Source organism: Streptomyces sp. NPDC052236, from assembly GCF_044548015.1.
Lineage (GTDB): Bacteria > Actinomycetota > Actinomycetes > Streptomycetales > Streptomycetaceae > Streptomyces.
Genome location: NZ_JBIUBL010000001.1, coordinates 1 through 14,719, shown reverse-complemented (window position 1 = coordinate 14,719; position 14,719 = coordinate 1). Strand labels below are relative to the sequence as shown.

Sequence of the window (14,719 nt, the reverse complement as noted above, 5' to 3'; positions counted from 1 at the left end):
AATCCGGTGAACAAGAAGCTTACGGCCGCACTGTCCGGCGGTGCGGTACTGGTACTGGCGCTGTCGGGTTGCAGCAGCAGCAGCAGCGACGGCGATGATGGCGAGAGCAAGGTGACTGGCTGGGCCAAGAAAGTCTGCGACCAGGCACAGCCGCAGATCCAGAAGAGGGCCAATGCCCAGCAGACCATCGTCTCGACGGCGGCCGACGGCAAACCGGCCGACATCCAGGCGGCGGACTCGAAGGCATTCCAGGACATCGCCGACGCGGACAAGGCGCTCGCCGCCGCCATCCAGGGGGCCGGTACGCCGCCCGTCGACGGCGGGGAGAAGGTTCAGACGGACGCGGTCACCGAACTCAACGGCACGGCCACGGCATACCTGAGTCTGAAGAAACAGATCGACACTCTGGACGCGAAGGACCAGCAGAAGTTCGCGGACGGTCTGCAGAACGTCGCGGACGGTCTGAAGAAGATCGAGACGATGGACCAGGACGCGCTGAAGAAGCTCCAGTCCGGCGAGCTCGGCCAGGCGATGGCGAAGCAGCCCGGCTGCCGCACGGTGAAGCCGTCGAGCGTCCCGGCCGGATCTTCCGCGTCCCCGTCCCCGTCTCCTTCGAACGAGCCCGCTTCCACGCCGACATCAGCCGCGGCCTCGGCATCGGCGTCCAGCAAGCCGTAGTCGGTATTTGTCAGTGGGGGCCGCCACAATGGGCGAGTGAGTACGAACAGCCCTGTTGCAGGCCTCCCGTCCACCGACCAAGCGCCCCGGCTGCGCGAAGCGCTCCTCGGCGGCGCCTTCACCGCCGACGGGCTGCTCGACCTGCTCGGCGCTCCCGCGTATGCCGCGCTCGCCCGCAGCGAGACCGTGCCCGCCCTGCGGGCCACCCGCGGTGACGGCGTCCTGGAGACGCTCGTACGGCTCTTCCTGTTGCGGTCCCCCGTCGCGTCAGGGCGCGCCCGTGCAGCCCTGCCCCTGGACGAGTGCCTGTCCGGCGGCTGGCTGGTGCCCGACGGCGACGAGGTCCGCGCCACCGTGGACGTACGGCCGTACGGCGGGCCCGAGGGACAGGACTGGTTCATCGTCTCGGACCTGGGCTGTTCCGTCGGCGGCGCGGGGGGCGCGAGCGGGCACGGCGAGGGCGTGGTGCTCGGCGTCGGCGGGGCATCCACCACCCTCGCCGGGATCACCGTGCGTACGCCGGTCTCCTCCGCGCTCGATGTGGGCACCGGCTCCGGAATCCAGGCGCTGCACGCCGCACAGCACGCGACCCGGGTCACGGCCACCGATCTGAACCCGCGCGCCCTGCACTTCGCCCGCCTCACCCTCGCGCTCTCCGGGGCGCCGGACGTCGATCTGCGCGAGGGCTCGCTCTACGAACCGGTCGGGAAGGAGACGTACGACCTGATCGTGTCGAACCCGCCGTTCGTGATCTCTCCCGGCACCGCCCGGCTGACCTACCGGGACAGCGGGATGGGCGGGGACGATCTGTGCCGCACGCTCGTTCAGCAGGCGGGAGCCCGGCTGAACGACGGGGGATACGCGCAGTTCCTCGCCAACTGGCAGCACGTGGAGGGGGAGGACTGGCAGGAGCGGCTGCGCTCCTGGGTGCCGCGCGGCTGCGACGCGTGGATCGTGCAGCGCGAGGTGCAGGACCCCACGCAGTACGCCGAGCTGTGGCTGCGCGACAGCGGCGACCACCGCTCGGACCCGGCCGAGTACGCGGCACGGTACGACGCGTGGCTTGACGAGTTCGAGGTGCGTAAGACCAAGGGTGTCGGCTTCGGCTGGATCACGCTCAGGAAGTCCGGTTCCGAGCGTCCGTCGATCCTCGCGGAGGAGTGGCCGCACCCCGTCGAGCAGCCGCTCGGCGAGAGCGTGCGGGCGCATTTCACGCGGCAGGACTATCTGCGTACACACGATGACGCCGCGCTGCTCGCGGACAGCTTCCGGCTGGCGGCGGAGGTCGTGCAGGAGCAGGTCGGGCTGCCGGGATCGGAGGACCCCGAGCATGTGGTGCTGCGGCAGAACCGCGGCATGCGGCGCGCCACCAAGGTCGACACGGTCGGCGCGGGCTTCGCGGGGGTGTGCGACGGGACGCTCAGTGCCGGGCGGATCCTGGACGCGATCGCGCAGCTCATCGACGAGGACCCGGTGGTGCTCCGTGACCGTACGCCGCAGGCCGTACGGCTGCTGGTGGAGGAGGGCTTCCTGGAACCTGTGCGTCCGTGAGCCGTGAGCCGTGAGCTGTGAGCTGTGAGCCGTGCCCGGTCGGTGACTGGTGCCCGGCGACTGGTGACCGTCACCCCGTGCTCTGTGATCCGGTGATTCGGTCATCCATGAGGTGAAACCAGCCACAAGATGAAGGGCCGCGGCCGCCACCGGTGAAAACCGTTCCGGGCCGCGACCGGCCGGGTGAACCCACGCGCCGTTCACCCGGAATTCGTGCCCCTGACGCCCGGAGGTGTCAGCCTCGGCCCGCCGGGGAACCTGGCATCGGACAAGAACGGGGTACGGACATGGAGAGCGGACCAGCGATCTTCGCCGGGACGGCATTCGCGCTGTTCGGGGCAGGGCTGCTGCTGTGGACCGGAGCCCGCGTCCGCCACCGCGCCCCCGTCGCCCACGGAGTGAGTCCCGCCACGGGCGCCGCCGTCTCCGCCCTCTTCGGCGCGCTGTCCCTCGCCCTCGGGCTCTGGTGCTTCAGCCGTCTCTGATCTGGCCCCGGAGCGCGGACCTGGCGATCGAGGCGGCAGGAATAGCCGGACTCGGGTTACCGTTCGAGTGGCCGTTGCGGGCTTTTGCCGTTTGACACGGGGGCGGGTTGTACCGTCACACTCCGCAGCGGCAGAGGTGATAGCAGAGGCGTAACCGTGACCATGCGTCCGAATGCCGTATGCCGTCCCTGTGCCGTAGGTATCCATATGCCGTAGGTATCCATCGAGCGTCGACCGGAGAGAAGAGCGAAGTTGTCCCCGACCAGCGAGACCGCAAAGGGCGGCCGCCGACTCGTGATCGTCGAGTCTCCTGCCAAGGCGAAGACGATCAAGGGCTACCTCGGCCCCGGTTATGTCGTCGAGGCGAGCGTCGGGCACATCCGCGACCTGCCGAGCGGCGCCGCCGAGGTGCCCGAGAAGTACACCGGCGAGGTGCGCCGCCTCGGCGTCGACGTCGAGAATGACTTCCAGCCCATCTATGTCGTCAACGCCGACAAGAAGGCCCAGGTCAGGCTCCTCAAGGAGCAGCTCGCGCAGGCCGACGAGCTCTTCCTCGCCACCGATGAGGACCGCGAGGGCGAGGCCATCGCCTGGCACCTGCTGGAGGTCCTCAAGCCCAAGGTGCCCGTCCACCGGATGGTCTTCCACGAGATCACCAAGGAAGCGATCCGCGAGGCCGTCGCCAACCCGCGCGAGCTCAACCAGCGCATGGTCGACGCCCAGGAAACCCGCCGTATCCTCGACCGTCTCTACGGCTACGAGGTCTCGCCGGTCCTGTGGAAGAAGGTCATGCCGCGGTTGTCCGCCGGCCGGGTGCAGTCCGTCGCCACCCGCCTCGTCGTCGAGCGGGAGCGCGAGCGCATCGCCTTCCGCTCCGCCGAGTACTGGGACCTGACCGGCACGTTCTCCACCGGCCGCGCCGGTGACACCTCGGACCCCGCCACCCTCACGGCCCGCCTGAACACCGTCGACGGACAGCGCGTCGCCCAGGGCCGCGACTTCGGTCCGGACGGCCGGCTCAAGTCCGGCCAGTCCGGCGCCTCCGGCCAGCTGCTCCACCTGGACGAGGAGCACGCCCGCGCCCTGGCCGTCGCGCTCCAGGACGCCGCGTTCGCCGTCCGCGCGGTCGAGTCGAAGCCGTACCGCCGCTCTCCGTACGCACCGTTCCGTACGACGACCCTCCAGCAGGAGGCCTCCCGCAAGCTCGGCTTCGGGGCCAAGGCCACCATGCAGGTCGCGCAGAAGCTGTACGAGAACGGCTTCATCACCTATATGCGTACGGACTCCACCACGCTCTCCGACACCGCCATCTCGGCGGCCAGGGCGCAGGTCACGCAGCTGTACGGCGCCAATTACCTGCCGGAGAAGCCGCGTGTCTACGCCGCGAAGGTCAAGAACGCGCAGGAGGCGCACGAGGCGATCCGCCCCTCCGGGGACCGCTTCCGCACCCCCGCCGAGACAGGCCTGAGCGGCGACCAGTTCCGGCTCTACGAGCTGATCTGGAAGCGGACCGTCGCCTCCCAGATGAAGGACGCGGTCGGCAACTCCGTCACCGTCAGGATCGCCGGCCGGGCGAGCGACGGCCGCGACGCCGAGTTCACCGCGTCCGGCAAGACGATCACCTTCCACGGCTTTATGAAGGCGTACGTGGAAGGCGCCGACGACCCGAACGCCGAGCTGGACGACCGTGAGCGGCGGCTGCCGCAGGTCGCCGAGGGCGACGCGCTCGGCGCCGAGGAGATCTCGGTCGACGGCCACGCGACCAAGCCGCCGGCCCGTTACACCGAAGCCTCGCTGGTCAAGGAGCTGGAAGAGCGCGAGATCGGCCGCCCGTCGACGTACGCGTCGATCATCGGCACGATCCTCGACCGCGGGTATGTGTTCAAGAAGGGGACGGCGCTCGTTCCGTCGTTCCTGAGCTTCGCCGTGGTGAATCTCCTGGAGACGCACTTCGGCCGGCTCGTCGACTACGACTTCACCGCGCGGATGGAGGACGACCTCGACCGCATCGCGCGGGGTGAGGCGCGCGCCGTGCCGTGGCTGAAGCGCTTCTACTTCGGCTTCGACAAGGGCGGCGCCGTGGAAGCTGTCGACGTGGATGCCAGTGCGGCCCCCGGAGCGCCCGCAGTCGGCAACGGCGACCACCTCGCCGGTCTGAAGGAGCTGGTCACCGACCTCGGCGCGATCGACGCCCGGGAGATCTCCAGCTTCCCGGTCGGCGACGGGATCGTGCTGCGCGTCGGCCGCTACGGCCCGTACGTCGAGCGCGGCGAGAAGGAGGCGGAAGGCCACCAGCGCGCCGATGTCCCCGAGGACCTCGCTCCCGACGAGCTGACGGTGGAGTACGCGGAGGAGCTGCTCGCCAAGCCGAGCGGCGACTTCGAGCTGGGCACGGACCCGGCCACCGGGCACCAGATCATCGCGCGGGACGGGCGTTATGGCCCGTATGTGACGGAGGTGCTGCCCGAGGGCACCCCGAAGACCGGCAAGAACGCGGTCAAGCCGCGGACGGCCTCGCTCTTCAAGTCGATGTCGCTGGACACGGTGACGCTGGAGGACGCGCTGAAGCTGATGTCGCTGCCGCGCGTCGTCGGCACCGACGCGGAAGGCGTCGAGATCACCGCGCAGAACGGCCGGTACGGCCCGTATCTGAAGAAGGGCACGGACTCGCGCTCCCTGGAGAACGAGGGCCAGCTCTTCAGCATCACGCTGGACGAGGCCCTGGCGATCTACGCACAGCCGAAGCAGCGGGGGCGGGCAGCCGCCAAGCCGCCGCTGAAGGAGCTGGGCACGGACCCGGTGAGCGAGCGTCCGGTGGTGGTCAAGGACGGCCGCTTCGGTCCGTACGTCACCGATGGCGAGACGAACGCGACACTGCGCACGGACGACAGTGTCGAGGAGATCACGCCGGAGCGCGGCTACGAGCTGCTCGCCGAGAAGCGCGCCAAGGGTCCCGCCAAGAAGACGGCGAAGAGGGCTCCGGCGAAGAAGGCGCCCGCGAAGAAGGCGCCCGCCAAGACGGCCGCCGCGAAGAAGACGGTGGCGGCCAAGAAGACGGTGGCCAAGAAGACCGCGGCGAAGAAGACGTCCGCGTCACCGTCACCGTCATCAAAGGCGTCACAGCCGGACGAGTAACCATTCGTGGAGAGTCTGCGGAGTTACGGGCAGACTTACGGGCAGAGCTACGGGCGCTTTTGCGCGGGCGGTTGGGGGAGTTTCCCCCATTCTCCGTACAAAGCGCCCGTATGTTCGGGCGGCCTCCGGGGAGCAACGCGCTCCGGATAGGCTGGGCGGATGACGCGAGCCGAGCAGCCAGCCGGGCAGCAGGCGGTCGTGAGCACCGCCTCAGTGACTGCCTCAGACTCCGATGCCCTTGCCGCAGACTCACGTGAGCGCGCGGTGCGCGCTTTGCTGCGCTTCCCCCCGCTCAGGCGGCTCTGGGGCGCTCAGGTCGTCGGAGGCATCGGGGATGCCGTCGCCGTTCTCGTGCTTCTGCTGTTCACCGTGCAAGCGGCGGCCCTTGAGGGCTCGTTCGGGGACGGCTATCGCGGGGCGGCCGTCGCCGTCGCCGCCGTGCTCGGTGTCCGGGTCCTCGCCACGCTGCTCTCCGGCGCCGTACTGCTGGGCCCGTTGACGACGCTCACCTCGCCCAAGGGGCCGCTCGACCGCCGCTGGACCATGATCGGCGCGGATGCGGTGCGGCTGGCGCTGATGGTTGTGGCGCCGCTGTGGATCGACTGGACGCCCGGCCAGGCGTGGCTGCTCCTGCTGATCACTGTCTTCGTCGCCGGTGTCGCCGAGCGCTTCTGGACGGTCGCCCGCGATGGCGCGGCCCCCGCGCTGCTGCCCGCTCCGCCGCTGGAGGGCGCGACGGTACGCCCGCTGCCGGACCACCTGGACGCGTTGCGCCGGCTGTGGCTGCGTACGAGCTTCGCGGTCCTCCCCGTCGGGGCCGCGGCCCTGCTCGTGGCCACGCTGATCAGCAATCTCCTCGGTACGGGCATCGACTGGTTCTCGCTGCACCAGGCGGCCCTGGGTTCGTACGTCGCGGCCGGTCTCTTCGCCGCGTCCGTATCGACGCTGTACTTCGCCGAGCTGCCCGACGTACAGACGCCGCGGCCCCGCTCGCCACTGGAGGGCCTGCGCCGTCCGTCCAGTTCCGCCGGTTCTGCCGGTTCTGCCGGTCCCGCCGGCTCCGTCACGGGCGACGGTGTGGAGAGGGGCCGTACCGGCGCCATACCGCTGTTCGTCCTGGCCTGCGCGGCGGTCGCGGCGGCGATCGCGTCCGCCGTGGCCGTCTCCGTACTGCACGCAGTCGACCTCGACGGCGGGCCCGTCGCCTTCACGCTGCTGGTCCTCGCGCTGACCGGTGGCACCGGCCTGGGCATTCGCCGCGCCGGGTCCGTACTGCCCACGCTCTCCCGCCGCAGGCTGCTCGCCCTCGCACTCGCCTTCACCGGCGTCGCGCTGCTGGCCATGGGCCTGGTGCCCGATACGGCGACCGTGCTGCTCATCGCGCTGCTCGCGGGTCTCGCGGCCGGTGTCGCCGCGGGCACCGGGCACGCTCTCATCGACCAGGAGACCGAGGACTTCCGGCGCGCCCGGATGACCGAGCACCTCCAGGCGGTCGTACGGGTCGCGATCGGCCTCGCCGCGATCGCGGCGCCGCTGCTGGCCGCCGGGATCGGGCCGCACCGGCTCGGGAGCGGCGACTTCGTCTTCGCGCACGGCGGCGCGGCGTTCACGCTGATGCTGGTCGGGGCGCTGCTGCTGCCCGTCGCGGCGATGGTGCTGGCGAAGGCGGACGACCGGGCGGGCGTACCGCTGCGCCGCGATCTGGGCGAGGCGCTGCGCGGCGGGGCCGACCCGGCGCAGGCGCAGGCCGCGACCGGTTTCTTCATCGCCATCGAGGGCGGCGACGGGGCGGGGAAGTCCACGCAGGTCGAGGCGGTCGCGGAGTGGATCAGGGCGAAGGGCCACGAGGTTGTCGTGACGCGTGAGCCGGGTGCGACGCCGATCGGCAAGCGGCTGCGTTCGATCCTGCTGGATGTGTCGTCGGCGGGGCTGTCGAACCGCGCGGAGGCGCTGTTGTACGCGGCGGACCGCGCCGAGCACGTCAGCTCGGTCGTACGGCCCGCGCTGGAGCGTGGCGCGATCGTCATCTCCGACCGCTACATCGACTCCTCGGTCGCCTACCAGGGCGCGGGGCGCGATCTGTCGCCGACCGAGGTCGCCCGTATCAATCGGTGGGCGACGGACGGACTCGTACCGCATCTGACGGTGCTGCTGGACGTCTCGCCGGAGGCGGCGCGCGAACGCTTCACGGAGGCGCCGGACCGGCTTGAGTCGGAGCCGGCGGAGTTCCACCAGCGGGTGCGCACCGGTTTCCTGACGCTGGCCGCAGCGGACCCGGGCCATTACCTGGTGGTGGACGCGGGCCAGGAGCCGGGTGCGGTCACCACGGTCGTACGACACCGGCTCGACCAGCTGCTTCCGCTGTCCGCCGCCGAGGTGAAGGCGCAGGAGGAGGCGCGGAAGGCCGCCGAGGAGGAGGCCCGCCGACGCGCGGAGGAGGAGGCCGCGCGGAAGGCGGAGGAGGAGCGGATCGAGCGCGAGCGGCAGGAACAGCTCGCGAAGCTCCGCGCCGAGGAGGAGGAGCGCAAGCGCCGCGAGCTGGAGGAGGCGCGGCTGCGGGAGGCCGAGCGGCAGGCGGAGGAGGCCCGGCGGCGGGCCGAGGACGCACGGCGGCGGGCCGAGGAGGAGCAGGCGCGCCGGCTGGCCGAGGAGAAGGCGGCAGCGGCGGAGCAGGAACGGCTCCGTAAGCGGGCCGAGGAGGAGGCGCGGCAGCGGGCGGAGGCGGAGGGGCGTCGCCTGGAGAAGCAGCGCAAGGCGGAGGAGGCGTTGCTGCGGGCGGAGAAGGTACGCCGGGCGGCGGAAGCGGCGGCTGCCGCGGAGGCTGAGGCGCAGGCTGCGGCTGCGGCGAGGGCTGAGGCTGCGGCGAGGGCGGCGGCTGCCGCTGAGGCCGCGGCTGCCTCTGAGGAGTCGGCCAACGAGCTGACGGTGCCGACGCCGATTGTCACGCCGGACGTCGCGCCGGACGAGGTGACGCAGGAGGTCCCGAGGGTCCGGGACACGAACGCGGACGCGGACGAGACGACGGTGCTGCCGAAGGTTCCGGAACGTGAGAAGGAGCCGCGGAAGCCTCGGAAGCCCAGGGAGACTCGGGGGACGGACGAGACGGCGGTGCTGCCACCGGTACGCGATCCGGCGGACCGGGTTCCGCCGGGCATCTTCCGCGACGAGCGTGGCGGACGCGGTGAGCGTGGCGAGTCCGCGACGGCCGACGAGAATGAGCGTACGCGCGAACTCCCCCAGGTCGACCCGGACGCGGGCCGCTCACGCAGCCGTCCGGACTGGGCGGAGGAGACCCCGCTGGACGACCTCCCGACGCTGGCGGACGAACTGCTGGGCCCGCACGACGAGGACGACGAGAACGGTGGACGCAGGGACGGGCGCTGAGGACGGAGGAGTACGGGGGCGCAAGCCCCCTTCCCTTCCCCGCCCGCCACGCACCGGCACTGTCAGACCCTTCCCCCACAATGGGAGACCCAGCACGAAAGGCGGTGACGGCCCATGACCGTATGGGACGACGTGGTCGGCCAGCAGCGCGTCCAGGCGCAGCTCTCCGCCGCCGCCCGGGACGCCGACGCCCGCATCACCGCGCAGTCCAGGAGCGAACCTGTCCCCGACGCGTCGAGGATGACGCACGCCTGGCTGTTCACAGGACCGCCCGGCTCGGGACGTTCCACCACCGCCCGCGCCTTCGCCGCCGCCCTCCAGTGCACCAGCCCGGACCGCGCCCTCGGCGGTGAGCCGGGGTGCGGCTTCTGCGACGGCTGCCACACCGCCCTCATCGGTACGCACGCGGACGTCGACGTGATCCGCACCGACCTGCTCTCCATCGGCGTCAAGGAGACCCGCGACCTCGTCCGCCGCGCCCAGCTCTCCCCCGCGGGCGGGCGCTGGCAGGTGATCATCCTTGAGGACGCCGACCGCCTCACCGAGGGCGCGGGCAACGTACTCCTGAAGGCCGTCGAAGAGCCCGCCTCCCGCACCGTATGGCTGCTCTGCGCCCCCGCCCTGGAGGACGTGCTGCCCACCATCCGTTCCCGCTGCCGCCATCTCACACTCAGTACGCCGCCGGTCGCCGCCGTCGCCGACGTTCTGATCCGGCGGGACGGCATCGAGCCCGATGTCGCCCACTCCGTCGCCCGCGCCACGCAGGGGCACATCGGCCGGGCGCGCCGACTGGCCACCGACGAGCGGGCCCGCGCCCGCCGCGCCACCGTGCTCAAGCTGCCACTGCGCGTCGCGGACATAGGCGGCTGCCTCAAGGCGGCGCAGGAGCTGATCGACGCCGCGGCCGAGGACGCGAAGGAGGTCGCTGATGAGACCGACGTCAAGGAGACGGAGTACCTCAAGGCGGCTCTGGGCGCGTCCGCCGGCGGCCGGATGCCGCGCGGGACGGCCGGGGCGATGAAGGAGCTGGAGGACAAGCAGAAGCGCCGCAGGACCCGCAGCCAGCGCGACAGCCTCGACCTCGCGCTCACAGACCTGACCGGCTTCTACCGGGATGTACTGGTTCTCCAGCTGGGCTGCGGGGTCGCGCTCGCCAATGACGATGTACGGGACTCTGTCGACCGGATCGCGCGCGATTCGACCCCGGAGGGGACCCTGCGCCGGATAGAGGCGGTGGTCGCCTGCCGCCAGGCGCTGGACCGGAATGTCTCGCCGCTCCTGGCGGTGGAGGCGATGACGGTGGCCCTCCGCGCGGGCTGACCGTACGGGTCCGTACGTACGTCCGACCCGGCTCACCGTACGGGCTCGGGCGGGCATTCCCGGCCACCCGCCTACTACGCTCCAAGGATGGACACCAGGCGCCTGCTCCGTACGTCGGCCCTCGCACTGGCCGCGGTCGGCATGCTCATTTCCGGCTGTACAGGTGAAGGCTCGTCGCCCGGAGCCTCCACCCCGGCCTCCACGTCGGCTTCCGCATCGGCTTCCGCATCCGCCCCAGCCGGCGCCTCCAGAGCCGTCCCGGCCGCCGAGCTCAAGCCGTACTACGCGCAGCAGCTGAAGTGGCGGGCCTGTGGTGTCCCCGATTTCGAGTGCGCCACGATGACGGCGCCGCTCGATTACGCCAAGCCCGATGGCGAGTCGGTCGAACTGGCCGTGGCCCGCAAGAAGGCCACAGGACCGGGGAAGCGGATCGGCTCCCTGCTGGTCAACCCGGGCGGCCCCGGCGGCTCGGCGGTCGGCTACCTCCAGGGGTACGCGGGTATCGGCTACCCCGCGCCCGTCCGCGCCCGCTACGACATGGTGGCCGTCGACCCGCGTGGCGTCGAGCGCAGCGAGCCGGTGGAATGCCTCACCGGCAAGGAGATGGACGCGTACACCCAGGTCGACCAGACCCCCGACAACGCCAGCGAGACGGCCCGTCTCGCCGCGTCCCTCAAGAACTTCGCGGCGGGCTGCGAGAAGCGCTCGGGCGTGATCCTGCCCCATGTTTCCACCGTCGAGGCGGCCCGCGACATGGACATCCTGCGCGCGGTGCTGGGCGACGAGAAGCTGACGTACGTCGGGGCCTCGTACGGCACCTTCCTCGGCGCGACGTACGCCGAGCTCTTCCCCGGCCGGGCGGGCCGCCTCGTCCTGGACGGTGCGATGGACCCGTCCCTGCCGGCGAGGCAGATGAACCGCGACCAGACCGCGGGCTTCGAGATGGCGTTCCAGTCCTTCGCCGCGGACTGCGTCAAGCAGGCGGACTGCCCGCTCGGCACGGAGTCGGCCGCCGACGCCTCCACCCGCCTCAAGGCTTTCTTCGCCGCGCTGGACGCCCAGCCGGTCCCGACCGGCGAGAGCCGCAAGCTCGGCGAGTCCCTGGCCACGACCGCAGTGATCGCCGCGATGTACGACCAGGCGGCCTGGGCCCAGCTCCGCGAGGCCCTCGCGGGCGCGATGGAGGGCGACGGCGAGCGCCTGCTCGCCCTGGCCGACACCTACTACGAGCGCGAGGGCGACGGCTCGTACACCAACCTGATGTACGCCAACGCCGCCGTGAACTGCCTCGACCTGCCGCCCGCCTTCCGCACGCCCGAGGCGGTACGGTCCGCGCTCCCGGAGTTCGCGAAGGCGTCCCCGGTCTTCGGCAGGGGCTTCGCCTGGGCCGCCCTGAACTGCGCCTACTGGCCCACCCCGGCCACCGGCACCCCGCACCGCATCGAGGCGAAGGGCGCACCCCCGATCATGGTCGTCGGCACCACCCGGGACCCGGCGACCCCGTACAAATGGGCGCAGGGCCTGGCCGAGCAGCTCTCCTCCGGGCGGCTGCTCACGTATGAGGGTGACGGCCACACGGCGTACGGCCGCGGCAGCGACTGCGTGGACACCGCGATCAACACCTACCTCCTGGAGGGCACGACCCCACCGGCCGACAAGCGCTGCAGCTGAGCGGGGGCACCAGGTCCGGGGGCGTCCCGGACCTGGTGCGGGTGGTGCGGGGCACCCAAAAGAACCCTGTAGACTTGGCGCCGCTGCTGATGCGAACGTGTCCCTGCGGGGATGGTTATATCCGCAGCTTGCCGCCTTAGCTCAGTTGGCCAGAGCAACGCACTCGTAATGCGTAGGTCTCGGGTTCGAATCCCGAAGGCGGCTCCGGAAAGCCCCAGGACTCACTCGCCGTGACCTGGGGTTTTTCCTTTTCCTTGGCTTTTCCTCGTGGTGCTTGAGCGGCCTGACAGTCGCTGCCAGGGGTCGCCGGTGGACAACCGGTGGACAAGCGTGCAGCACGAGTGCCGAGCGGTGGACGGGCGATCACGCGAGCAGGGCACCGTCGTGCCGCATGCCGACGGGTGGCAGGCCATGCGCGAGGGGCAGTCGGCAGCGGCGACGTTGGAGGGTTTCCATAAGTCGGGGCGGCAACGACGGTCGGTGAATAGTTAGCGCGGAGTTGTACGGCAAGGCGCTCACGTCGCGGCGGGAGCTGATCGCGACGATCAATCGGGTGTCGGCATCCATGACGACCTGGTGGTTGACCGATTACAGGCCAGCCATGGAAAGGTCATCACATTGCATTCGGGTGACGCAGTCAGCGGAAGGCTGACACGCCAGCGAAGAAGATAACCAGTGATGCGCCTGCGGTGCCGCCTGCGACTAGAACCGCGTTGGCCAGCCCTCCACCGGTTCGGTGAGCAACCCACCCTGCGCCAAAGGCGATGTTGAGCGCGACCGACAGGGCGATCAACAACGACAGCACTTCTACTTGGCTCACGGCGTTCCTCCGGCTGATTCCCGATCCCCCGGCCATCGGGGGTGCACACTGCTCTGGCGTGCGAAGCCGAGGATTGATGTCCCGGCAGGTGTCCCGCTACCTTCCGCTTCAGGTTGGACACGGCGACGCCGTCGCCGCACGTCTGGGACGTACGCTTTCGCGTGTCCAGCGCTGGCTGGACACCACTGGACACGGCATTGGACAGTTCAGACAGCAATGGCTGCGAGGCGGGCGGGGCCAACAGGGGGCGGGGCGATGCAGTTAGGTGACGGAGAGCCCGATTTCCTTACCCGTATGCAAGCGTTGGGTGTCTTTCGGGCACAGCGGTTCTCGGGCGAGCCCTCCGATCGTTACCTGGCCAGGCGGGCGGGCGTGTCACAGACGTCCGTTGGTGTCTGGCTGCGCGGTGGGCGCTTCCCTCAGGACATTCGCGCCGTCTTGGTACTGGTGCACGAGCTGCGGCAGGCCGCGCGGAGCCTCGGGGCCGCATCGCTGGACGTCGAAGCATGCCTCGACGAGGAGTTGTGGCGTCACGCCCATGCGGCGGAGGCCAAACGACGGGCGGGCGTTGTCCGCGCCGGTGTCGTGCAGGCACAGGGGCAGGCGGTACTGAGGGCAATCGGCCCCGCCAACGAAGCCGTCGCCCCGGCGCCTGCCTCCCGCGCTCGGCGGGTCAAGGAGTGGAATCCGCGCCTGCTCGGCATCAAGCCGTCCATCGAAGCATTGGGTGCCGTCGGTGATCTGCCGCACTACATCCTCCGCGACCACGACCGTGAACTGCGTTTCGCGCTGAGTCGGATGGCAACCACCGGCGGCATGCTGCTCCTCGTCGGAAACCCGTCCACCGGCAAGAGCCGCTCAGCTTACGAGGGCGTGCTGGCCGAGCTGCCGGGCTGGTGGCTGTTGCGTCCGAAGGACGCGGTCGAGGTGGAAGACATTGCGGGGTCAGGTGTGAGCCGACTGGTCCTCTGGCTGGATGATCTGAATCGCTTCCTCGATGCACGCGCTCCACTGTCGACGTCGGCCCTTGTCCGCATGCTCGACCCGCGAACGCCGACGGTGGTGGTAGGAGTCCTCTGGCCGGACCAGTACGACCGTCACGCCGGCCTGGTGGCGGCGGATTACTCCTCCGACACAGCATTGTCCGACGCTCGCGACATCCTGAACCTGGCCGAAACGGTTCTCGTCGCCGACGAGTTCAGCGCATCCGAGAAGGAACGCGCCGAAGAGATCGCCAAACGCGATCCACGCATCGCCGCGGCGAACGAGGTGTCCGACTTCGGGCTGGTCCAGACCCTCGCGGGCGCCCCGGTCCTGGAGCGGCGCTGGCGTAGTGGAGACGTCTACGGCCGAGCCTTGGTCGAGGCTGCGATCGACGCCCGCCGACTGGGCGGCCCCGACGCTGCGACACACGAGTTCCTCCGTGCGGCCGCTCCGGGCTACCTCACCTCCACCCAGTGGGCGAGGGCCGATGGCCACTGGTGGGAGACGGCCCTGCGCTACGCCACGGAGATTGTGGACGGTACGACGGCGGCTCTCTCACCGTGCGCCGGTAGCGAACCGAGCAGCGTCGTGGGATACACCGTTCCTAGACACTGAGCGGGAGTGAGTCCTGGTGCCAGGACTGCTGCTCGGTGGCGCTGCCCCGAACGGTGTTGGGCAGGCTGGTCCCCCG

The 14,719-nt window shown here is 70.6% G+C and carries 9 protein-coding genes and 1 tRNA gene; 9 read left to right on the top strand and 1 reads right to left on the bottom strand.

Annotation, left to right across the window (positions count from 1 at the left end):
* The first annotated feature begins 6 nt into the window (after positions 1-6).
* The 8 genes from ACIHCQ_RS00050 (at position 7) to ACIHCQ_RS00015 (ending at position 12,428) form a co-directional block, all read left to right on the top strand.
* Positions 7-678, top strand: coding sequence for a small secreted protein (locus ACIHCQ_RS00050; protein ID WP_399656154.1), 672 nt, complete (start codon positions 7-9; stop codon positions 676-678).
* 36 nt (positions 679-714) lie between these two features.
* Positions 715-2,229 carry a methyltransferase gene (locus tag ACIHCQ_RS00045; RefSeq protein ID WP_399656152.1) on the top strand — a complete coding sequence of 505 codons (1,515 nt, stop codon included), beginning with the start codon at positions 715-717 and terminating at the stop codon, positions 2,227-2,229.
* Positions 2,230-2,516: 287 nt separating this feature from the next.
* A complete protein-coding gene (locus ACIHCQ_RS00040; protein WP_399656150.1) occupies positions 2,517-2,714 on the top strand; it encodes a hypothetical protein in 198 nt (65 codons plus the stop codon).
* Positions 2,715-2,966: 252 nt separating this feature from the next.
* Positions 2,967-5,849 carry a type I DNA topoisomerase gene (topA, locus tag ACIHCQ_RS00035; RefSeq protein WP_399656148.1) on the top strand — a complete coding sequence of 961 codons (2,883 nt, stop codon included), beginning with the start codon at positions 2,967-2,969 and terminating at the stop codon, positions 5,847-5,849.
* A gap of 159 nt (positions 5,850-6,008) precedes the next feature.
* Entirely contained in the window at positions 6,009-9,233 is a 3,225-nt protein-coding gene (gene tmk, locus ACIHCQ_RS00030; protein WP_399656146.1) for a dTMP kinase, read from the top strand.
* Between the two features lie 114 nt (positions 9,234-9,347).
* Positions 9,348-10,553 (top strand): DNA polymerase III subunit delta', encoded by a 1,206-nt coding sequence (locus ACIHCQ_RS00025; protein ID WP_399656144.1) that lies wholly within the window; start codon positions 9,348-9,350, stop codon positions 10,551-10,553.
* An 87-nt stretch (positions 10,554-10,640) separates the two neighbouring features.
* Complete coding sequence (locus tag ACIHCQ_RS00020) at positions 10,641-12,224, top strand: alpha/beta hydrolase (protein ID WP_399656142.1); 1,584 nt, start codon at positions 10,641-10,643, stop codon at positions 12,222-12,224.
* Positions 12,225-12,354: 130 nt separating this feature from the next.
* Positions 12,355-12,428 (top strand) — tRNA-Thr (locus ACIHCQ_RS00015).
* 433 nt (positions 12,429-12,861) lie between these two features.
* Here the strand turns inward: ACIHCQ_RS00015 and ACIHCQ_RS00010 are convergent.
* Positions 12,862-13,044 carry a hypothetical protein gene (locus ACIHCQ_RS00010; protein ID WP_399656140.1) on the bottom strand — a complete coding sequence of 61 codons (183 nt, stop codon included), beginning with the start codon at positions 13,042-13,044 and terminating at the stop codon, positions 12,862-12,864.
* 216 nt (positions 13,045-13,260) lie between these two features.
* Between ACIHCQ_RS00010 and ACIHCQ_RS00005 the strand changes: the two genes are divergently transcribed.
* Positions 13,261-14,643, top strand: coding sequence for a hypothetical protein (locus ACIHCQ_RS00005; RefSeq protein WP_399656137.1), 1,383 nt, complete (start codon positions 13,261-13,263; stop codon positions 14,641-14,643).
* Positions 14,644-14,719: the final 76 nt, after the last annotated feature.